At 71.3% G+C, this 19113-nt stretch carries 20 protein-coding genes; 13 read left to right on the plus strand and 7 right to left on the minus strand.

All coding sequences use genetic code 11. The features are described 5' to 3' along the window. Positions 1-115 precede the first annotated feature (115 nt). Positions 116-649 carry a hypothetical protein gene (locus ABD844_RS22410; protein ID WP_344881076.1) on the plus strand — a complete coding sequence of 178 codons (534 nt, stop codon included), beginning with the start codon at positions 116-118 and terminating at the stop codon, positions 647-649. A 21-nt stretch (positions 650-670) separates the two neighbouring features. Here the strand turns inward: ABD844_RS22410 and ABD844_RS22415 are convergent, their stop codons facing one another. Then, positions 671-1234 (minus strand): DUF4334 domain-containing protein, encoded by a 564-nt coding sequence (locus ABD844_RS22415; RefSeq protein WP_344881079.1) that lies wholly within the window; start codon positions 1232-1234, stop codon positions 671-673. 306 nt (positions 1235-1540) lie between these two features. On the opposite strand from ABD844_RS22415, the gene ABD844_RS22420 reads away from it, so the two are divergent. From ABD844_RS22420 to ABD844_RS22430, 3 genes are all read left to right on the plus strand, one after another. Next, a complete protein-coding gene (locus tag ABD844_RS22420) occupies positions 1541-1846 on the plus strand; it encodes an SCO4225 family membrane protein (protein ID WP_344881081.1) in 306 nt (101 codons plus the stop codon). A gap of 291 nt (positions 1847-2137) precedes the next feature. Beyond that, positions 2138-3520: a sensor histidine kinase gene (locus ABD844_RS22425; protein ID WP_344881084.1), complete on the plus strand. Its 1383-nt coding sequence runs from the start codon at positions 2138-2140 to the stop codon at positions 3518-3520. Positions 3521-3710: 190 nt separating this feature from the next. Then, complete coding sequence (locus ABD844_RS22430; protein WP_344881087.1) at positions 3711-4562, plus strand: lytic polysaccharide monooxygenase; 852 nt, start codon at positions 3711-3713, stop codon at positions 4560-4562. A gap of 333 nt (positions 4563-4895) precedes the next feature. Here the strand turns inward: ABD844_RS22430 and ABD844_RS22435 are convergent, their stop codons facing one another. Next, positions 4896-6038 (minus strand): serine hydrolase domain-containing protein, encoded by a 1143-nt coding sequence (locus ABD844_RS22435; RefSeq protein ID WP_344881090.1) that lies wholly within the window; start codon positions 6036-6038, stop codon positions 4896-4898. Between the two features lie 201 nt (positions 6039-6239). Continuing rightward, on the minus strand, positions 6240-7682 hold the full coding sequence (locus ABD844_RS22440; protein WP_344881093.1) for an MFS transporter: 1443 nt from the start codon (positions 7680-7682) through the stop codon (positions 6240-6242). A 125-nt stretch (positions 7683-7807) separates the two neighbouring features. On the opposite strand from ABD844_RS22440, the gene ABD844_RS22445 reads away from it, so the two are divergent. After that, positions 7808-8440, plus strand: a complete 633-nt coding sequence (locus tag ABD844_RS22445; RefSeq protein WP_344881096.1) for a TetR/AcrR family transcriptional regulator — start codon at positions 7808-7810, stop codon at positions 8438-8440. Between the two features lie 154 nt (positions 8441-8594). Continuing rightward, positions 8595-9317, plus strand: coding sequence for a class I SAM-dependent methyltransferase (locus ABD844_RS22450; protein WP_344881099.1), 723 nt, complete (start codon positions 8595-8597; stop codon positions 9315-9317). Between the two features lie 141 nt (positions 9318-9458). On the opposite strand, the gene ABD844_RS22455 is transcribed toward ABD844_RS22450, so the two are convergent. The 4 genes from ABD844_RS22455 to ABD844_RS22470 form a co-directional block, all read right to left on the minus strand. Continuing rightward, positions 9459-10076, minus strand: a complete 618-nt coding sequence (locus ABD844_RS22455) for an ATP-dependent Clp protease proteolytic subunit (RefSeq protein ID WP_344881102.1) — start codon at positions 10074-10076, stop codon at positions 9459-9461. A 1-nt stretch (position 10077) separates the two neighbouring features. Beyond that, positions 10078-10641, minus strand: coding sequence for a ClpP family protease (locus ABD844_RS22460; RefSeq protein ID WP_344881105.1), 564 nt, complete (start codon positions 10639-10641; stop codon positions 10078-10080). Between the two features lie 234 nt (positions 10642-10875). Next, positions 10876-11739: a DUF2268 domain-containing putative Zn-dependent protease gene (locus ABD844_RS22465; RefSeq protein WP_344881108.1), complete on the minus strand. Its 864-nt coding sequence runs from the start codon at positions 11737-11739 to the stop codon at positions 10876-10878. A 64-nt stretch (positions 11740-11803) separates the two neighbouring features. After that, positions 11804-12586: a hypothetical protein gene (locus ABD844_RS22470; RefSeq protein WP_344881111.1), complete on the minus strand. Its 783-nt coding sequence runs from the start codon at positions 12584-12586 to the stop codon at positions 11804-11806. A 55-nt stretch (positions 12587-12641) separates the two neighbouring features. On the opposite strand from ABD844_RS22470, the gene ABD844_RS22475 reads away from it, so the two are divergent. From ABD844_RS22475 to ABD844_RS22505, 7 genes are all read left to right on the plus strand, one after another. Beyond that, positions 12642-13643 (plus strand): AAA family ATPase, encoded by a 1002-nt coding sequence (locus tag ABD844_RS22475; RefSeq protein ID WP_344881114.1) that lies wholly within the window; start codon positions 12642-12644, stop codon positions 13641-13643. 34 nt (positions 13644-13677) lie between these two features. After that, the gene (locus ABD844_RS22480) at positions 13678-14613 is read left to right on the plus strand and encodes a DUF58 domain-containing protein (protein ID WP_344881117.1); all 936 of its coding nucleotides are present in this window, start codon (positions 13678-13680) and stop codon (positions 14611-14613) included. Beyond that, positions 14610-15557 carry a VWA domain-containing protein gene (locus ABD844_RS22485; protein ID WP_344881120.1) on the plus strand — a complete coding sequence of 316 codons (948 nt, stop codon included), beginning with the start codon at positions 14610-14612 and terminating at the stop codon, positions 15555-15557. The genes ABD844_RS22480 and ABD844_RS22485 overlap by 4 nt, the downstream gene beginning before the upstream one ends. Positions 15558-15568: 11 nt before the next feature. Continuing rightward, positions 15569-16159 carry a class I SAM-dependent methyltransferase gene (locus tag ABD844_RS22490; RefSeq protein ID WP_344881123.1) on the plus strand — a complete coding sequence of 197 codons (591 nt, stop codon included), beginning with the start codon at positions 15569-15571 and terminating at the stop codon, positions 16157-16159. Further along, positions 16156-16695, plus strand: a complete 540-nt coding sequence (locus ABD844_RS22495) for a TrmH family RNA methyltransferase (RefSeq protein WP_344881126.1) — start codon at positions 16156-16158, stop codon at positions 16693-16695. The genes ABD844_RS22490 and ABD844_RS22495 overlap by 4 nt, the downstream gene beginning before the upstream one ends. A gap of 39 nt (positions 16696-16734) precedes the next feature. After that, positions 16735-17529, plus strand: coding sequence for a glycerophosphodiester phosphodiesterase family protein (locus tag ABD844_RS22500; RefSeq protein ID WP_344881242.1), 795 nt, complete (start codon positions 16735-16737; stop codon positions 17527-17529). A 99-nt stretch (positions 17530-17628) separates the two neighbouring features. Beyond that, the gene (locus tag ABD844_RS22505) at positions 17629-19062 is read left to right on the plus strand and encodes an MFS transporter (protein WP_344881129.1); all 1434 of its coding nucleotides are present in this window, start codon (positions 17629-17631) and stop codon (positions 19060-19062) included. Positions 19063-19113 lie beyond the last annotated feature (51 nt).

Genomic DNA, 19113 nt, shown 5'->3' on the forward strand with positions numbered 1-19113 from the left:
GGCCGCCCGGGTGCTGCCCCGCGCCGGGGCCTGGCTCGACGCCCGCCCCTACGGGCCGGGCGACGCCGGGATCCCCGGCAGCCTCTACTGAACGTTCGCCCCCCGGAAGGTTGTCATGACGCTCTCCAGGATCGTGCCGCGGGCCGTCAGCGCCGCCGCCTTCACCGATCCCCTGACCCGGACCCTGCTCACCCACGCGGGCTCCACCACGAGCCTGCTCGACCACCTCATGAACGAGCCCGTCCAGGTCCACGCCCTGGCCCTGTCGGAGGCGACCGTGGACGAGACGTGCCCCGAGGCCGCCGCGCCGCTCGGACTGCCCGTCGGCGCGCCCGTCCTGGTGCGCCGTACGACGCTGGGCACCGCGCACCGGGAGGTCTCCCGCAACCTCGTCCTGGCCTCGCCCGACGGGCCGCCCTGGACCGGCCTCCTGCTGCGCTCCTGCGCCGGGCCGCTGGGACGGCACCTGCCCGTGCCGCACCAGCGCCACCCGCTGGGCCACGGCCTGGACGTGTGGGCCCCCGGACGCGCCGCCGTCGCCAAGTGGTACCTCATCGCCGACGGCGCGAGCCCGGCCCTCTTCGTCCGGGAGACCTTCAACCCCGCCCTCTTCGACCCCGCCACGACGGGCGGGCGGCGGGCGGGCTGATCGCCGCCGGGCCCGGGCGCCTCATCCGGTGCCGCGGACCCTGCTCAGCAGGAACAGGAACGGCCGCGGGGAGCCGCGCAGCTCCATCGCCCCCATCACCAGGTCGTCGTCCACCTTGCGGAACGCGTCGTGGACGGGCAGCGCGTCGTAGCACATGGTGGCCGTCACCACGCCGCGGTACTCCGTCATCCGCAGGCGCGCCTGCGGCCTGGTGGTGCGGGTGAGCGGCAGGGCGAGCCTGAACAGCAGCGCCGCCACGGGCAGGCGCGCCAGGCGCGGGCGGTCCAGCAGCAGATTGACGGGCAGGAACGACGGACTGACCGCGACCGGCCGCCCGTCGCCCCTGGTGAAGACGAGCGGATGGACGTCGTCGGGGCCGTCGAAGCGCTTGCCGTACCAGCCGAAGGTCTTTAGCAGCCCGTCGAGCGGGTGGTCGGACCTGACCTCGCTGCCGCGCCACACGCCGAACAGCTCCTCGACGGCGACGGGGTCGAGTGAGTCGTAGTACCGCAGGGCGGCGGCGCCGTCCGGCCGGGCCCGGAGACCGTCGAGGATGAGCCTTCTGTCCTGTTGTTCGGTACTCATGACGCCCACTTCCCCTCCGGAGCGCAAAGTGCGTGCGCCCGTAGGGTAAACCGGTGCGCGCCGGGAACCGCGGGGAACGATGATTTAACCTCACGAGCCCCATAGGCCAGAATTTGGCCAGTTTTCGAGGAGAATCGGCCCCCGACCCGTCCGGCTCTGGCGATCTTGCCCAGCCTGAATGATCATAGGAGTGAACGGTCGGGGTAGAGACCTCTTGTGGCCCGGCGATCGCTCGTTCGGCTCCTCGCGACCGAGCGCGCGGCCCCGGGCGGGACAATCGCGAGATGCCGGAGGGGCGATGACGGGATGAGGCGCTACCGCAACGGCCGCGTCGCGGCGGCTCTGGCCGGTGTGTACGCCTGCCTGGTGGCGACCCTCGGCGTCGTCTCCATGGTGATCCTGCTCACCGTGCACGATCCCATCCTGGTGTCCGCCGTGGCCCTCATGGTCGTCACGTTCCCCCTCGGGCCGCTGATCTGGTGGGGCTGGGGCTTTCTCCCTCCCGACTCCGTGGACCCGGTGTGGCTCCTCGTGGCGCTCGCCGTGGCGGGGCTGCTGCAGGCGTACCTGATGTGGCGCCTTCTGCGCGGCCCCGCGCTCCATGCGCCGTAGCGTAATAACACTTTTGCGCTTGTCATATTGAAATATCCATTTGCCACCTCTCTGACCTTCTTTGGAGGAACTGGGTGGCAGTGTGGAGGTCGGCGGCCGTTCACGGCCCGGTGGCATGGGGAGCCGCGCCGATGTACTCGCCATGCCACCGGGTCCCCGCGGGAGCACCTTCGCCCGGATGCGGCCCGAACGCGGCCGTCGCAGCCGACCGATCCGGTACGGCTGACACGTCACCTCGGGGAGGCCGGAGGAAAACGCTGTGAGACCCGAAGCGCCAGGCATGGCGGCGCGATGAGCCTGCAAAACCGGCTGGCGCTCTTCACGGGCATCGCGGTCTGCCTGCTCTGCCTCGGCTTCTCCGCCATCCTGCTGGGCGTGGACCACCGCGCGGCCACACTGAGCCTCACCGACGAGGTACGCGCCGACGTCGAGCTGGCCGCGTACTACGTCCAGCGGAACGACCACGTCGCCCCGCTGCCCACCACCATCCCGACCGGCCTGATCCATCCCATCCAGGTGGTCGACGCGCACGGACACGTGGTCGCCGCCAGCCGCGAGCTGCGCGGCAAGCCCGCGCTGACGGCGCAGATGCCGTCGCCTGAGCGCACCGCCAGCGGCGTCATCTGCGGCACGGTGTTCGGCCCCGGCCGCTGTGACATCGTGGTCGCGCAGCGGGTCTACCGCGACAACGACTTCTGGACCGTCTACGCCGCGTCGCCGTCGCTGCCGTTCTACGTCCACACGGGGCTCGCGACGGTGCTCCTCATCGGGACGGCCGTCTTCACCGGGGCCGCGGCCGTCTGCGCCCGCGTACTGATGGCGCGCAGCCTGGCCCCGGTGGCGCACATCCAGCGGCGGCTCGACGACATCCGCAGCACCGACCCGAGCGGCAGGGTCCCGGTCCCGGAGGTCAAGAACGAGATCTACTACCTGGCCGGCAGCGTCAACCTCTGCCTCAACCGGCTGGAACGGGCGATCGCGGAGCAGCGGCGTTTCAGCACTGACGCCTCCCACGAGCTGCGCACCCCGATCGCCGCGATGCGCGTGCAGTTGGAGGACGCGCTCATGGCGCCGCAGGACACCGACGTGCCCACGCTGTGCAACGCCGTACTGCCCAGCCTGGACCGGCTGGAGGCGGTCTCCACCGGGCTGCTGATGCTCAGCGGGATGGACTTCGGCGCCCGCGAGCCCGCGCAGGCGGTGGACCTGGCGGAGGTGGTCACCTCGGTGCGGGGCGACCGGCTCTGGACGAAGAACGTCGTCGCCCACCTCGCGCCCGGCGTGCTCGTCGCGGGGCAGCCGTCGAAGCTGCGCGATCTGGTCGGCCGGCTGCTCGACAACGCCGAGCGGCACGCGCGTACCACCATCACCCTCGTCGTCCGGCGGGAGGTGGACCAGGCGGAGCTGGACGGCGGGTTCGCGGGCGGCACCGCCGTGCTGGAGGTGCTCGACGACGGCGACGGCATCCCGCCGGACCAGCGCGAGACGGTCTTCGAACGGTTCACCCGGCTGGACGCGGCGCGCAGCAGGGACGCCGGGGGGTTCGGGCTCGGCCTGCCCATCGCCCGCCTGATCGCCGAGAGCCACGGCGGCACGCTGACCGCCCACGACCCCGCTCCGGGCGCCGGCGGAGCCCGTTTCGTCCTCTGCCTCCCCCTCGCCCCGCATCCGTGATCGTTCGAACCCCGCCTCTCCCCCGCCTCTCCCCCCAGCTCTCCCCCCGCCTCTCCCCCAGCTCTCCGCCCGGCTCCTGCCGGCGAGCAGGAGCAACCCCTGACCTGGGCGGGTTGCGCAGCCGTCGATAATCGTTAATTCTTAGGAAGGTTTCCTTTTTATTCCTGTCTTCATCCCCCCAGGAGCACAGGTGCGCAAGAGCACGATCGCCGCCGTGACGGCTGCCACCGGAATGCTGGTTCTCCTGCCGGCGTCCGCGGCCAACGCCCACGGCACCATGTCCAATCCGCCGAGCCGCGTCTACGTCTGCAAGAACGAGGGTCCGGAAACGCCGAAGTCCGCCGCCTGCAAGGCCGCCGTGGCCGCCGGCGGCACCCAGGCCTACTACGACTGGAACGAGGTCTCGCTCCTCGAAGCCGGTGGACGGCACCGCGAGCTGATCCCCGACGGCAAGCTCTGCAGCGCGGGCCGCGACAAGTACCGCGGGCTCGACCTGCAGCGCGCCGACTGGCCCGCGACCCAGGTGCGGCCGGGCAGCTTCACGCTGACCTACCACGCGTCCGCGCCGCACGCGAACAGCAACTTCGAGTTCTACATCACGCGAGCCGGCTGGGACCCGACCATGCCGCTCAAGTGGTCCGACCTCGTGCACATCCAGACGTTCAACAACCAGAACCCGACCACGTTCACGAACTGGACCATCAACCTGCCCCAGCGCAGCGGCAGGCACATCCTCTACTCGATCTGGCAGCGCGTGGTGGGCAGCAACGAGGCCTTCTACACCTGCTCGGACGTGGACTTCGGCGGCGGCACGCCAACCCCCACCCCGACCCCGACGCCCACCCCCACGCCAACCCCCACCCCGACGCCGACCCCCACGCCGACCCCGACCCAGCCGGGTGGCACGTGGAGCGCGGGCACGGCCTACAGGACCGGTGACCGGGTCACCTACGGCGGCCTGACGTACGAGTGCACGCAGCCGCACACCTCCCTCACCGGCTGGGAGCCCCCGAACGTGCCCGCCCTGTGGAAGCGCGTCTAACGCCCGTACACCGCCGATGACCACCTGCGGGCCCGGCCAGGGCCCGCCCCATTAGGGTTCCCCGCCGGGTTCCACCCGCCGAGTCTGCCCCGCTGACGGTCTGCCCTGCCGAGGGCCGGGCGGGGCATCCGGCCGGGGCGAGGAGCCGCGCACCGGACGGGGCCGGGGCTCCTTGCCGGGCATCGGCCGAGGTCGAGGAACCGCGCCCGGCCTCGTCCGATGCCCCCTTCCGGCTTCCGGCCCAGGACGCCGCCGCGGGAGCCGTCCAAGGGCAGCCGCGTCACCCTTGCGGACGGTCGGCGACCGCATCCCGGCCGTGGCTCGGCCGATCGCCTAACCGCGGCTGTAGGCCGCCTTGCGCAGGGTGTTGTCCAGCGCCAGGCGGGCGGCGTCCGTCACGTTCCTGTCGTAGGTGGCGACCACCGAGATCCCGTTGTTCCACATGGCGAAGAACGCGCCGAACTGCTTCGGCGTGGTCGCCGACGACTGCCAGCTCCCGTGGTGGAACACATTGCGGCCCTGCGGGGTCGCGACCACGAACACCCCCAGCGCCGCACTCGGCGACCGCGAGTTGGCCTTGGCGTCGATGAACCGGTGCGCCGCCGGGCTCAGCAGCCGCGTACGGGGGTCGAAGGCGCGGGCGAACATCGCGTAGTCGACGGCCGAGATCTCCCACCCGCCGAACGCCCCCATCGCCCGGGTGCCGGCCCCGATCCTCGCCTGGCCCGCACCGCGCGGCGCCAGCGCCACCCGGCGGCAGTAGCTCTCGTACGACTCACCGGTGACCGTCCTGATCACATACCCCAGGAGGGCGTAGTTGATGTTGTTGTAGACGTCGCCCGACGGCATCGTCAGCAGCGGCTGGGCCAGCGCGCGGCGGATGAGGGTCAGGTCGGCGGAAGCGGAGTTCGGCACGTCGCCCAGCCCCTTCTGGGAGGGGTCGGCGGAGATCCTGCTGCGGTGCCGGAGCAACTGCTCGATGGTGATGTCACCAACGGCCCGGCTCGACCACGGCCCGGTCGCCCGGCGGAAACGCGCACCGAGCGAGCTGAGGCGGGTGTCGAAGCGGAGGCGTCCGTTGTCGATGAGCGACATGACGCACACCGCGGTGATCGCCTTCGAGAGCGAGGCCACGGGCGCGGGCGTCTCCGCCGACATCTCGTTGGAGCCGTAGGAGCCGACGAGCTGGTTGTCCCGCATCACGGCCAGACCGGCGTTGCTGATCTTGTTGTCGAACAGCCAGGATCGGAAGGCGGCGTGGATACGGTCCTGTACGGGAGCCTGAGCGGCGGCGGACACGGCCCCGGCGGCACCCCCGGCGGCACTCCCGGCCACGGCGGGCACGGCGGCAGCGGCGGGCACGGCGGCAGCGGCGGGCACGGCAACGGTGACGGTGGCGGTGACGGTGGCGGTCGCCGTGGACACTGCCAGGGCGAGCAGCACCAGGCGCCGAGCGTGCGCAATGAGACTGATCATCGGATCTCCTGTGGCGAGCACGATGCCCCTGCGATGCCGCGGGGCTCCTTCCCCCACAGATAGCCCGCCCCGCCTTCACCGCACTTGCAGCACACATGCCCGCGCCCGGATCCCACCGGGTGACCGATCTGAGCCGTCTTGGGCGACACGGAAGGCCGGTGGAGAACGACCACGGAGGACACACCGAGGTCAGCAAGAGCACTAACCCGGCCGGGACGCCTCCCGGGCGGGGTCGGGCTGCGGCATGGGGGCCGTTCCTGACGCGGCGGCCGCGGTCGCGGCGATGGCCTGGCGCCGGTCGGGCAGGTGGATGAGGCGCCAGGCGATCAGCGCCCCGGCGACGTAGGCAGCACCGACGAGGAGGAACGACAGGGCCGCCCCGGCGGTCCAGCCGGGGGTGACGGCCAGGACGGCGCCGATGGAGGCGATGCCGACGAGGGAGCCGATCTGCCTGTTGGCGTTGAGGACCGAACCGGCGATGTTGGCGTGCCGGGTGCCCGCCGCGTTCACCGTGGCCGCCGTCATGGCGGGGGAGATGAAGCCGCCCGCGATGCTGGTCAGGCCGAGGGCGACGGCCAGCATCCAGTACGGGGTGGATGGCGAGAGCGCGACCAGGGCCAGCGAGGCGGCCCCCGCGACCACGAAGGAGACGGCCAGCAGCGGACCGGCCGCGACGCGTCCGGAGACGCGGGCGAAGACGATGTTGCTGATCGGGATGAAGATCGTCAGAGGCAGGATCTCCAGCCCGGCCTGGAGCGGGCTCGCGCCGCGGGCGTGCTGGACGTACAGGCCGATCATGAACAGCGAGCCGTAGAACGCGGCGTTGAACAGAAACCCGACGGCGTTGGCGCCGGCGAAGCGAGCGCCGCGGAACAGCGTCCAGGGCATCACCTGGTTGTCGGTGCGGCGCTCGCGGCCGACGAGCAGGACGACGGCGAGCGCCGCGGCGGCGACGGCGCCGATCACCGGGGCCGAGTTCCAGCCGAGCTGCGGCCCCTCGATCAGTGCGAAGCTGATGCCGGCCAGCCCGACGATGACGGCGGCGTGCCCGGCAGCCGCCAGCGGCCGGGCGTCCCCCTCCGACTCGGTGATGTACCGGCGGGTCAGGAGCATGCCCGCGATGCCGACCGGCAGGTTGACCAGGAAGATGCTCGGCCAGCCGAACGCGCCGACCATGATGCCGCCGACCGTCGGGCCCAGCGCCATGGACGAGGAGACGATCGCCGACCAGACGCCCAGCACCTTGGCGCGTTCGCGCGTGTCGGGGAAGGCCCGCACCAACAGCGCGAGCGAGCTCGGCATGAACAGCGCCGCCCCGACCCCTTGCAGGAACCGCGCCGCGATCAGGGTCTCGATGCCCGGCGCCAGCGCGCAGGCCAGCGACGCGCCACCGAAGATCGCCATGCCCCACATGTAGACCCGTCTGGCGCCCAACCGGTTCGCCAGGCCGCCGGCCAGCATCAGCAGGGCGGCGAAAGTGAGGACGTAGCCGTCCACGGCCCAGGTGAGCTGGGAGAGGGAGGCGTGCAGGCGTTCCTGGATCGTGGCTCCGGCGACCTGCATCACCGTGGCGTCCAGGCTCGCCATGACGAACCCGGCGGCCAGCGCCGTGATCTTCATCGGGCCCGGCGGAACCTTGGACATGATCGACCTCCGACCCCTGAAGCTAAGTGGACGCGGCGCGTCCGAATTGGCACGCTAGCGCAACCGGACGCACCCCGTCCAGTTTAATCGGACTGGATCCGTCCACTTATTGCTAGGCTGGCCGCATGACGGCAACGGCACCCGCGGTGGACCGGCTCCTGGACGACGGCACGGGGCGACGCCCGCGCGCCGACGCCCGCCGCAACCTGGAACGCCTCGTCGTCGCCGCCCGTCAGGCCGCCACAGAGGGCGGCGAGATCACCGCCCATGAGATCGCGCGCCGCGCCGGAGTGGGCATCGGCACGTTCTATCGCCGGGTCGGCTCCCTCGAGGCCCTCCTCGAGGCGGTCCTCGGCGAGGTGCTGGGGGAGATCATCGCCAAGGGCGACAAGGGGATGGCCGATCCGGACCCCTGGGCGGGCTTCACGAGCTTCGCCCTGTCCTACATTCACCTCCGCAACGAGCTGTGCGATGTCAACAAGCGCCTCGGCGACGTTCTGGACCACTCCCGAGCCGAGCTGCGCGACCGCATCCGGCTCCTGGTGGAGCGAGCCCAGCGGGCCGGGGTGATGCGTACGGACGTGACCTGGGAGGACGTGGCGTTCCTCATGGTCGCCGCGTCCTCCACCGGACCCCACACCCTGGGCCTCCAGGCGGGCGCCCGCCAGTGGGACCGCAACCTCCAGGTCGTCCTTGACGGCCTGCGCGCCCCCGACCCCGGCACCCTCCCCGGCGAACCGCCCGCCCTGGCCCTCTGACCACAGGTCTCCTGCGGGTTCCCGCGGTCAGGCCCGGGGCGAGCGGCGAGATGCCCTCTTGTTAACCCGTGAGTTGTCTTCCTGCCATTTGCACCATCCACGCGTACGCAAGGGTGCCTGTGAGACGGCAGAGCGGGCACGGGGAGTGGGAACTGTGACGACGGATCAGCGGCGCACCGGCAGCGGCCGGTTCCTGTGGGAGTTCATCAGGTCGCCCCTGCGTACGGCCGCGCTGCTGCCGAGTTCGGCGGAGCTGGCGGAACACATGGTGGTGGGGGTCGCGGAGCGCGGCGAACCGGTGGTGGTGGAGCTGGGCGCGGGCACGGGCGCGTTCACCTCCGCCATCCAACGGCGGCTGAACGGCCGTGGCAGGCACGTCGTGGTGGAGCTCAACGAACGGTTCGCGGCGGAGATCGCCCAGGCGTACCCGTCGGTCGAGGTGGTGTGCGACGACGCCGTACGCCTGCCCGCCCTGCTGGCCGGACTCGGCGTGTGGAGGGTGGACGTCGTGGTCAGCGGGCTCCCGTGGGTCGCCTACGCCGGGGAGCCGCCGCTGATCGAGTCGGTCGCCCGGGTGCTCTCGCCCGAAGGGGTCTACACGCAGTTCGCCTACAACTGGACGCGCTGGGCCGCCCCGGCACGGCGGCTGCACGGTGGCCTGCGGGCGCAGTTCGAGGAGGTCGTCACCACCATGACGGTGTGGCGAAACCTGCCACCCGCACGGGTCTACGTCGCCCGCCGCCCCCGCGCCCGCCGGACCCCCGACTCCCTCACCCCCGACTCCCTCACGTCCGACTCCCTCACGTCCGACCAGGTCACGTCCGACCGGTTCACGTCCGACCAGGTCACGTCGGACCGATTCACGTCCGGCAGGTGAGCCGCCGAACGTGAACCGGTCCTCGGTCGCCCGACGGGGCGGCCGGGCGGACCGTCGCGAGCGTCCCGACGTGCGGAAGGGGGTGGCGGCGTGCCGCCAGGGAACGAGTCGCGCCGCACCCCCGATCCGCCCGCGAGAGGGTCAGCGGGTCACCGCGAGCGTCCGCTTCCTCGACGCGTAGATGTCGTCGATCAGCCGATACGACCGCGCCTGCTCGGCGGTGAAGATGCGGTCGCGCTCGATGTCCTTCCTGATCTCCAGCATCCCCTTGCCGGTGTGCCGGGCCAGCATCTCTTCCTGCTGGTCACGCATCCGCAGGATCTCCCTGGCATGGATCTCCAGGTCGCTGCCCTGCCCGCGCCCGCCCTCGGTGTGCGGCTGGTGCAGCAGCACCCGGGCGTGCGGCAGCGCGGCCCGCTTGCCCGGCGACCCGGCCGCCAGCAGCACGGCCGCCGCCGAGGCCGCCTCGCCGATGCAGACCGTGTGGATCTCCGGCCGGACGTACTGCATCGTGTCGTAGATGGCCGTCATCGCCGTGAACGACCCGCCCGGCGAGTTGATGTAGAGGTTGATGTCCTGGTCGGGATCGAGCGACTCCAGCGTGAGCAACTGCGCCATCACGTCGTTGGCGACGGTGTCGTCGATCGGCGCCGCCAGGAACACCACCCGGTCCTCGAACAGCTTGTTGTACGGCGTCATCTCCTTGAAACCGTACGAGGTGCGCTCCGTGAACGAGGGCAGCACATAACGCCCGCTCATCTCAGTTCATCCCTTCTGCGATGTGGTCGACGATGCCGTAGTCGAGGGCTTCCTGGGCGGTGAACCACCGGTCGCGGTCGGAGTCGGCCTGGATGCGCTCCAGCGGCTGACCCGTGTGGCGGGCGATGATCTCGGCCATCCGCCGCTTGGTGTAGAGCATGTTCTCGGCCTGGATCTGGATGTCGCTGGCCGAGCCGCCGATGCCGCCCAGCGGCTGGTGCATCACGATGCGGGCGTTGGGCAGGGCGTAGCGCTTGCCCTTCGCGCCCGCCGACAGCAGCACCTGGCCCATCGACGCGGCGAAGCCCATCGCCACCGTCTGCACGTCGCACGGAATGAACTGCATCATGTCGTAGAGCGCCATGCCGGCGTGCACGGAGCCGCCCGGCGAATTGATGTAAAGCGTTATGTCGCGCCGGGGATCTTCGGCCGCCAGCAAAAGCAGCTCGCCGCAGAGCCGGTTGCAAATGTCGTCGTCGACCTCCTGACCGAGGACGACGATGCGCTCCTTGAGCAGGCGCTGACTGAGCTGATCAGGCCACGCCGCGCGCTGGGTCTCCGTCATGACGGACGCCTTTCTGTTCGGGTATTTCTGCGAAAAACGCTAGACCCGGGCGACCGCAATTCCAGAAAGTTTTCGCTGGCGGCGCATTTCTCTTAAAGCGCATTACTCCGAGAGCGAATTTTTATCGACAGGCAATCCCGAATGTGAGATGGCCCCCACACCGCCGCACGCGCCCCTCGCGCGGAGGACCGGCGACCGCCCGGCCACGAGCGGCCACCGGCCATCCAGGAACCACTACGGGCGCACGCCTCCGCGCCGCATCAGCTCGGCGGCCGGCACCAGGGTCGCCTCGGCGGCACTCAGCCCGGTCGCGGCCAGCGCCCTGTCCACCAGGTGCAGCCCCACCGCATAGCCCGCCATGTCGGGAATGCCGCGCGGCTCCTGCCCGAAGTTCCGCGTCGCGCTGTCCCCCAGCACGTACGCGGAGGTGTGCTGCATCCCCGCCAACTCGAAGTCCGCCATGATCAGCTCAAGGGCCCGCTCGAACGCCTCCCCGGTCACCATCGACGACCACGGCCCCATCGCCCGCGGCCCCGACGACTCCCTGACGAACGCCTCGGCCAGCCCTTCGGCCACCACGTGCTCCCCGACGGTCACGGTCGCCGGGTTCCACTCCACGTTCGTGTACCGCACGTTGTGGTGGAACTCGTGCACCGCGAGGTGCGCGATCCGGCCGATCACCTCCTCCGACGGCCAGGCCAGCAGGTAGAGCCACCCGGGCGCGCCGCCCATGCCGTAGTAGCCCCCGACCGTGGTCATCAGCTGCTCGTCGTCGGGGTTGCCCAGCACGAACATGACCCGCAACGTCTCGGCCTGCGCGGCGCCGCTCAGCAGCCGGGACGCACGGTCCAGCTCGTGCCGCACCTGGCCGAGCACGTCGGCCTCGATCATCCGCCGGACGGCGGGCAGGTAACGCGGGTCGTCGGCGTCCACCCGGAACCCGCCGCCCCGGTGGTGGAGGTCGACGATGTCGCCCGGCATGGGGATCGCCTGGCGCATGGGCGCCAGCAGCTCCCGCAGCGCGTCGGGCCGCCGTTCAAGCGGCTCCTGGAGCAGGGCGGCCATCGCCGTGAGCGTGTCGTGAACGATGAATTCCATGCCTGCGGACGCTAAAGCCTCCCGTTACGTGAGACTCAAGCCCCGGACTCCCGCGCGAAGGGTCTTACAGGCGGGCCTCGTCGCCCGGGTCCTCGCCGGGCGTCCGCCCCGGCGTGCTCTGCCCGCTCTCCGTCGGCGAGGGCGACTGCGACGGCGAGGGCTGCGGCACCGGCGTCTCCGGCGTCGGCGGCGGCGTCGGCACGAACACCGTCGGCGGCAACTGCCGCGGCTGCACCTCGGTGTCACTCCGCCCGAACACCAGCAACAACAAGATCGCCATCACCAGCAGGAGCAGCAGCACCACCGCCAGCGCCGCCAGCAGCACCCGCTTGCGCGTCTCGGTCAGCGGCGGACGGCGCCGCCCCTGCCCCGGCAGCGCAGGCGCGCGATCGGTCAGCCAGTACGGTACGAAGTCCGGCCCGTGCGCCTGCCCGATCAGCGTCCCGCCCACCATGACCGGCTCCAGGAAGCGCTCCGCCCCCGGCCGCCCCGGCGCGTACGGCACCGCCACCCACGGCGCCCGCCCCCCGTCGAAGGACAGCACCTCCGGCGCGCCCTCCAGCACCGCGCTCCGCGCCCGCCCCGAACGCCCCAGCCAGCCCAGCATCCCGGACCGTTCCCGGCCCCTGGACTCCTTGATCGCCGTCACGAACCGGTCACGCGCCGCGGCGTCGAACGCGGCCCCCCTCGTGAGCACGGCCAGCGAAACGGCACGCCCGTCCGGCGCCTGGGCCAGGTACACGAAGCCGGCGGGCGCCGCGTGCAGGCGCGCCTGCACCACGTAGGGCCCCAGCCGGGGCGGATCGCCATACTGCAGGGACTGCAGGGGACTTGCCACGTTTGCCATGAAAGCACAGACGTGGCGTCGTGCACGTTTGCGGCGCGTTTGGTGGAATGGCGTCATGAGCGTCGCCGAAGAGCTGCCAGACGGAAACGACGCGGCACTGCTGCGTCAGAGTCTCGACGAGGTCCGGCGTGTCATCGTCGGCCAGGACCACATGGTCGAAAGGCTCATCGTGGCCCTGCTGGCACGCGGGCACTGCCTGCTCGAGGGAGTCCCCGGCGTCGCCAAGACCCTCGCCGCCTCCACCCTGGCCACCGTCGTGGGCGGAACGTTCGCCCGCATCCAGTTCACCCCCGACCTGGTGCCGAGCGACATCGTCGGCACCCGCGTCTTCCACCCCTCCAACGAGAAGTTCGACGTCGAGCTGGGTCCCGTCTTCGTCAACTTCCTGCTGGCCGACGAGATCAACCGGGCCCCCGCCAAGGTCCAGTCCGCGCTGCTGGAGGTGATGGCCGAGCGCCAGGTCACCCTCGCCGGGATCACCCATCCCCTGCCCAAGCCGTTCATCGTGCTGGCCACCCAGAACCCCATCGAGTCCGAGGGCGTCTACCCGCTGCCCGAGGTGCAGCGCGACCGCTTCCTGTTCCGCGTACGCGTCCCCCACCCCAGCGCCCACGAGGAGCTGGAGATCCTGCACCGCATGAGCGTCACCCCGCCGGTACCCGAGCGGGTGCTCGACCCCGGCAGGCTGCTCACCCTGCAGAAGGCCGCGGAAGAGGTCTCGGTGCACCAGCTCGTCGCCGACTACGTCGTACGGCTCGTCATGTCCACCCGCAGCCCCGCCGAATACGGCCTGACCGACCTCGCCGAGACCGTCGAGATCGGCGTCAGCCCCCGCGCCACCCTGGGCCTGGTCGCGGCCGGACGCGCCCTGGCCCTGCTGCGCGGGCGCGACTACCTGCTGCCCGACGACGTACGCGACGTCGCCGTGGACGTCATGTCCCACCGGCTGATGCTCACCTTCGACGCCCTCGCCGACGGCGTCGACCCCGAGGACGTCGTCAGGCAGATCCTGCACGCCGTCCCCCCGCCCCTCGTCGTCTGGAACCAGGGCCGTTGAGCACCCGCAGCCGACCCGGCACACCGAGCCGCCGATGAGCACCGCCGAGCAGGCCCTGCGCCGCCTGGAGCTGACCGTCACCCGCCGCCTCGACGGCCTGCTGCACGGCGCGCACAAGGGCCTGCTGCCCGGCCCCGGCAGCGAGGCCGGCGACAGCCGCGTCTACGTCCCCGGCGAGGACGACGTGCGCCGCATGGACTGGGCGGTCACCGCCCGCACGACCGTCCCCCACGTACGCGATCTCATCGCCGACCGCGAACTCGAGACCTGGGCCCTGGCCGACCTGTCGCCCAGCATGGACTTCGGCACCGCCGACACCGACAAACGCGACCTGGTGGTGGCCGCCGTCGGCGCCATCGGGTTCCTGTCCAGCCGCCTGGGCGACCGCTTCGGCGCGCTGGTCCTGCACGACGAGTACGTGCACCGCATGCCCGCCCGCACCGGCCGCCCCGCGCTCTACGGCCTGCTCCACTCCCTCATGGACGCCCCGCGCGGCAGCGTCGTGCCCGACCCGCCCGACCTGGCCGAGGGCATCGACATCCTGGCGGCCACCCGCAGGCAGCGCGGCGTGCGCGTGATCGTCTCCGACTTCCTCGACGCCCACCCCGACCTCGACCCCGACGCAGAACGCCCCTGGGAACGCCCCATCAGACGCCTGGCCTCCCGCCACCAGGTGCTGGCCGTCGAGGTCATCGACCCCCGCGAGCTCGAACTCCCCGACGTGGGCCGCGTCGCGTTCGCCGACCCCGAGACCGGGAAGGTACGCGAAGTGCACCTCTCACCCAAAGTACGGCAAGCGTACGCGGAGGCCGCCGCCCTCCAGCGCGAGGGCACCCGCCTGGCCCTGCGCCGCGCCGGCGTCGGCCACCTCGTCCTGCGTACCGACCGCGACTGGGTGTTCGACGTCGCGCAGTTCGTTCTCCGCCAGCGCCGCATGAGCCACCTCGCGCACAGGAGACCGACCGCATGACCTTTCTCGCCCCCGGCTGGCTGTGGTTGTTCGCGCTGGTGCTGCTGCTCGTGGCCGGCTACATCGCCGCCATGTTCGCCCGCCGCCGCTACACCGTGCGCTTCACCAACCTCGCCCTGCTCAACCTCGTCGCCCCCGCCGGCCCCGGCTGGCGCCGCCACGTGGCCCCCGCGCTCTTCCTCGTCATGATGTCGCTCCTCGTCGTCGGCGCCGCCAAACCCGCCGACCAGGTACGCGTCCCCCGCGACCGCGCCACCATCATGATCGCCCTCGACGTCTCCCTGTCCATGGAGGCCGACGACGTCCAGCCCGACCGCATCAGCGCCGCCAAGGCCGCCGCCCAGGCGTTCGCCCGCGAGCTGCCCGACCGCTTCAACGTCGGCGTGGTCTCCTTCGCCCGCTCGGCCAACGTCGTCATCTCCCCCACCACCGACCACGAGGCCGTCGTCACCGCCATCGGCAACCTCGCCACCCGCCCCGGCACCGCCATCGGCGAGGCCGTCTTCAACGCGCTGGAGTCGGTGCGCTCCTTCGACCAGCAGGCCGCCACCGACCCGCCGCCGGCCGCGATCGTGCTGCTGTCCGACGGCGACAACACCTCGGGCCGCTCCGTCAACGAGGCCATCGAGGCCGCCCAGCAGGCCCGCGTACCCGTCTCCACCATCGCGTACGGCACCCAGGAGGGCACCGTCGACATCGACGGCAGGCCCGTGAACGTCCCGGTCAACAAGCAGACACTCCAGTCGCTCTCCGACGGCACCAGCGGCCGCGCCTACGCCGCCGAGTCCGGCAGCGAGCTGCGCGAGGTCTACGAGCAGATCGGCACCTCGCTCGGCTACAAGCTGGTCAGCCAGGAGATCACCCAGTGGTTCATCGTGGCCGCCATCCTGGCCGGACTGCTGGTGGCGGGCGCGGCTGTCCTGTTCGGTTCGCGGATCCCGTAACGTTTGGCGACGTGGCCCACTACTTCTCCGAGCAGCCGAAGACCGCGAGCAGGCCGGGATCCGTCGATCTGGTCCTGCCCGACCTGCACCTGCGGCTGGAGACCGACAGCGGGGTGTTCTCCCCCGAGCGGGTCGACACCGGCACGCGGGTGCTGCTGGAGAGCGTTCCGCCGCCGCCGCAGGAGGGCGACCTGCTCGACCTGGGCTGCGGCTACGGGCCGATCGCGCTGACCATGGCCACGCGGGCGCCCGGGGCGACCGTGTGGGCCGTCGACGTGAACCGACGTAGCCTGGAGCTGACCGAGCGTAACGCTCAGGCCGCGCGCCTTTACAAAGTAAAATCAGTGCATGTCGATGAAGTGCCAGATGATGTGAGATTTCAAGCCATCTGGTCCAACCCTGCGATCCGGATCGGGAAGCAGGCGCTGCACGAGATGCTCACCAGGTGGCTCACCCGGCTGACCCCCGACGGCGTCGCCTACCTGGTCGTCCAGAAACACCTCGGCTCCGACTCCCTGCAGCGCTGGCTCGGCGAGCAGGGCTGGCAGGTCTCCCGCGAGGCCAGCCGGGCCGCCTACCGCATACTGAAGGTGACCCGATGAGAAGGCAACTGCGCCCCACCGACGTCAAGCGGCTCAACCGCACCTGGCGCAGGAACACCCAAAACCGCCTGGGCCTGATCATCGAGTCGGTCACCGGGCCGTTCAACATCGGCTCGATCTTCCGCAGCGCGGCGGCGTTCGGCGTCGACGAGATCTGGCTGGCGGGCAACGCCACCCCGCCCACCAACCCCAAGGCCGGCAAGACGGCGCTGGGCACCGAGCGGCTGGTCACCTGGCACGAGGGCGTTCCCGCCACCGAGGCGGTCAAGGCCGCCAGGGAGGCGGGGTTCACGGTGCTGGCCATCGAGCTGACCGCCGAGGCGGTGCCGCTGCACCGGGCCGACCTCGGCCGCGACGTGTGCCTGGTGGTCGGCAGCGAGGACCACGGCTGCTCCCCCGCCCTGCTCGACGCCGTCGACGGCGCCTGCTACATCCCGCAGGTGGGGCGGGTGGGCTCGTTCAACGTCGCGGTCGCGGCGGCCATCGCGCTGGCCGAGGCGCGACGCCAGGAATGGCAGAATCTCGCCGATTCGTAACCGCACCGTTCATCAGAGAAGGGCATACTTCTGGACGTGCTGAGCCGTCGATTCCCCTTCCTCGACCATCCGGTCCCGCTGGCCTTCGCGCACCGGGGAGGGGCGGTCGAGGGCGCGGAAAACTCCGTCGCCGCGTTCGAACGGGCGGTCGCGCTCGGCTACACCTACCTGGAGACCGACGCGCACGCCACCTCCGACGGCGTGCTGCTGGCCTTCCACGACCACACGCTCGACCGCGTGACCGACCAGCGGGGCCGCATCTCCGAGCTGCCGTACCGGGCGGTCCGGCAGGCCCGCATCGGCGGGGTGCACGAGATCCCGCTGCTGGAGGACCTGCTCGGCACCTGGCCAGGGGTCCGCTTCAACATCGACGTCAAGGAGGGCGCGGCCATCGCCCCGCTGGCCGAGGCGATCCGGCGGACCAACGCCCACGACCGCGTCTGCCTGACCTCCTTCTCCGACGAGCGCCTGGCGGCGGCCAGGAGGGCGATGGGCAGGGAGGTGTGCTCGGCGCTCGGGCCGCGCGGCGTGGCGCTGCTGCGGGCCGCCGCCGCCACCTCCGGCTACGGCCGCCTGCTGACCCGCCTGTCACAGGCCGGGGTCCCGTGCGCGCAGGTGCCGGTGGGCTTCCGCGGGCTGCGCGTCACCACCCAGCGCCTGGTCCGTACGGCGCACGCCATCGGCATGCAGGTGCACGTGTGGACGATCAACGACCCGGTGCGCATGGAGCACCTGCTCGACCTGGGCGTCGACGGCATCATGACCGACAACGTCATCGGCCTGCGCGACGTGCTGGAGCGGCGCGGCCTGTGGCATCCGGGCCTGGCCGCCTGACACGCCGCACCACCGCAACACCGCACGACACCGCCGTACGGCACCGCCGCAGTACATAGAAACCCCCGGCCCCCCGCCGCAGAGGAGCGACCCGACACCATGCCCGCACCCGCGCCCCCCGCGGCCCTCGACGACTCCCCCGCAGCGCGCCGCCGCGAGCAGCGCGGGTGGTACTTCTACGACTGGGCCAACTCCGCCTTCTACACCACGGTCATCTCGGTCTTCCTCGGCCCGTACCTGATCCCGGTCGCCAAGACCGCGGCCTGCGCGAAAGACTTCCCCGGCGTGGCCTCCGCCACGTGCGTGGAGACCTTCGACGAACTGGCCGCCGCCAACCCCGGGCTCGGCTACGTCGACGTGCTGGGCGCCGACATCCGCCCGGCCGCGTTCTTCGGGCTGATCACCACGGTCGCGGTGTTCCTGCAGATCGTGTTCCTGCCGATCGTGGGCGCGCTGGCCGACCACACCGGGCGCAAGCGGGAGATGCTCGGCGGCTTCGCCTACGTCGGGGCGCTGGCCACGATGGCGCTGTTCTTCGTCGAGGGCGACCGCTACATGCTGGGCGGGGTCCTGTTCGTGCTGGCCAACCTGGCCTACGGCTCCTCGGTCGTGGTCTACGACTCGTTCCTGCCGCAGATCTCCACCGCCCGGGAACGCGACGGCGTCTCCTCGCGCGGCTGGGCCATCGGCTACCTCGGCGGCGGCCTGCTGCTGGCACTCAACCTGGTGCTCTTCCTCCAGCACGAGAGCCTGGGCCTGACCGAGGGCATGGCGGTGCGCATCTGCATGATGTCGGCGGGCCTGTGGTGGGCCACGTTCACGATCATCCCGCTGCTGCGGCTGCGCAACCGGCGGGTGCCGGCCCACGAGGGCACGGCGGTGCGCTCGGTCGGGGGCAGCTTCCGTCAGCTCGGGCGTACGCTGGCCGAGCTGCGGCGCTACCCGCTGACGCTGCTGTTCCTGGTGGCGTACCTGGTCTACAACGACGGCGTGCAGACCGTCATCGGCAACAGCGCCGCGTTCGCCTCCGAGGCGCTCAAGCTGGAGCAGACGGTGCAGATCACGGCGATCCTGATGGTGCAGTTCGTGGCGTTCTTCGGGGCGCTGCTGCTGGGGTGGCTGGCCCGCCGGATCGGGACGAAGCGGACCGTGCTGGCGAGCCTGGTGCTGTGGACGGCGATCGTGGCGATGGCCATGTTCGTCGCCGAGGGGCAGGCGCTGCAGTTCTACCTCATGGCGTTCGCGATCGCGATCGTGCTGGGCGGCACGCAGGCGTTGTCGCGCTCGCTGTTCTCCCAGGTGATCCCGAAAGGGCGCGAGGCCGAATACTTCAGCCTGCTGCAGATCAGCGACAAGGGCTCGGCGTTCATCGGCTCGCTGACGGTCACGATCGCGCTGCAGCTCACCAACAGCTACCGCATCGCCATCATGTCCATGGTGATCTTCTTCGTGATCGGGTTCGTGCTCCTCGCCCTGACCAACCTGCCCAAGGCCATCCGCGCGGCCGGCAACGAGGTGCCCGAGCGCGTCTGACCTCCCGACAGGAGAAGCCGGCCGGGCCCGGGCGCCCACGAGCATCGTGCC

The sequence above is a fragment of the Nonomuraea antimicrobica genome (assembly GCF_039536965.1).
Taxonomy (GTDB): Bacteria; Actinomycetota; Actinomycetes; order Streptosporangiales; family Streptosporangiaceae; genus Nonomuraea; species Nonomuraea antimicrobica.

Excerpts from the sequence above, each read along its gene's own strand:
- ABD844_RS22410 (WP_344881076.1), top strand. The coding sequence starts at position 116 with ATGACGCTCTCCAGGATCGTGCCGCGGGCCGTCAGCGCCGCCGCCTTC.
- ABD844_RS22415 (WP_344881079.1), bottom strand. The coding sequence starts at position 1,234 with ATGAGTACCGAACAACAGGACAGAAGGCTCATCCTCGACGGTCTCCGG.
- ABD844_RS22420 (WP_344881081.1), top strand. The coding sequence starts at position 1,541 with ATGAGGCGCTACCGCAACGGCCGCGTCGCGGCGGCTCTGGCCGGTGTG.
- ABD844_RS22425 (WP_344881084.1), top strand. The coding sequence starts at position 2,138 with ATGAGCCTGCAAAACCGGCTGGCGCTCTTCACGGGCATCGCGGTCTGC.
- ABD844_RS22435 (WP_344881090.1), bottom strand. The coding sequence starts at position 6,038 with ATGATCAGTCTCATTGCGCACGCTCGGCGCCTGGTGCTGCTCGCCCTG.
- ABD844_RS22440 (WP_344881093.1), bottom strand. The coding sequence starts at position 7,682 with ATGTCCAAGGTTCCGCCGGGCCCGATGAAGATCACGGCGCTGGCCGCC.
- ABD844_RS22445 (WP_344881096.1), top strand. The coding sequence starts at position 7,808 with ATGACGGCAACGGCACCCGCGGTGGACCGGCTCCTGGACGACGGCACG.
- ABD844_RS22455 (WP_344881102.1), bottom strand. The coding sequence starts at position 10,076 with ATGAGCGGGCGTTATGTGCTGCCCTCGTTCACGGAGCGCACCTCGTAC.
- ABD844_RS22460 (WP_344881105.1), bottom strand. The coding sequence starts at position 10,641 with ATGACGGAGACCCAGCGCGCGGCGTGGCCTGATCAGCTCAGTCAGCGC.
- ABD844_RS22465 (WP_344881108.1), bottom strand. The coding sequence starts at position 11,739 with ATGGAATTCATCGTTCACGACACGCTCACGGCGATGGCCGCCCTGCTC.
- ABD844_RS22470 (WP_344881111.1), bottom strand. The coding sequence starts at position 12,586 with ATGGCAAACGTGGCAAGTCCCCTGCAGTCCCTGCAGTATGGCGATCCG.
- ABD844_RS22475 (WP_344881114.1), top strand. The coding sequence starts at position 12,642 with ATGAGCGTCGCCGAAGAGCTGCCAGACGGAAACGACGCGGCACTGCTG.
- ABD844_RS22480 (WP_344881117.1), top strand. The coding sequence starts at position 13,678 with ATGAGCACCGCCGAGCAGGCCCTGCGCCGCCTGGAGCTGACCGTCACC.
- ABD844_RS22485 (WP_344881120.1), top strand. The coding sequence starts at position 14,610 with ATGACCTTTCTCGCCCCCGGCTGGCTGTGGTTGTTCGCGCTGGTGCTG.
- ABD844_RS22495 (WP_344881126.1), top strand. The coding sequence starts at position 16,156 with ATGAGAAGGCAACTGCGCCCCACCGACGTCAAGCGGCTCAACCGCACC.
- ABD844_RS22505 (WP_344881129.1), top strand. The coding sequence starts at position 17,629 with ATGCCCGCACCCGCGCCCCCCGCGGCCCTCGACGACTCCCCCGCAGCG.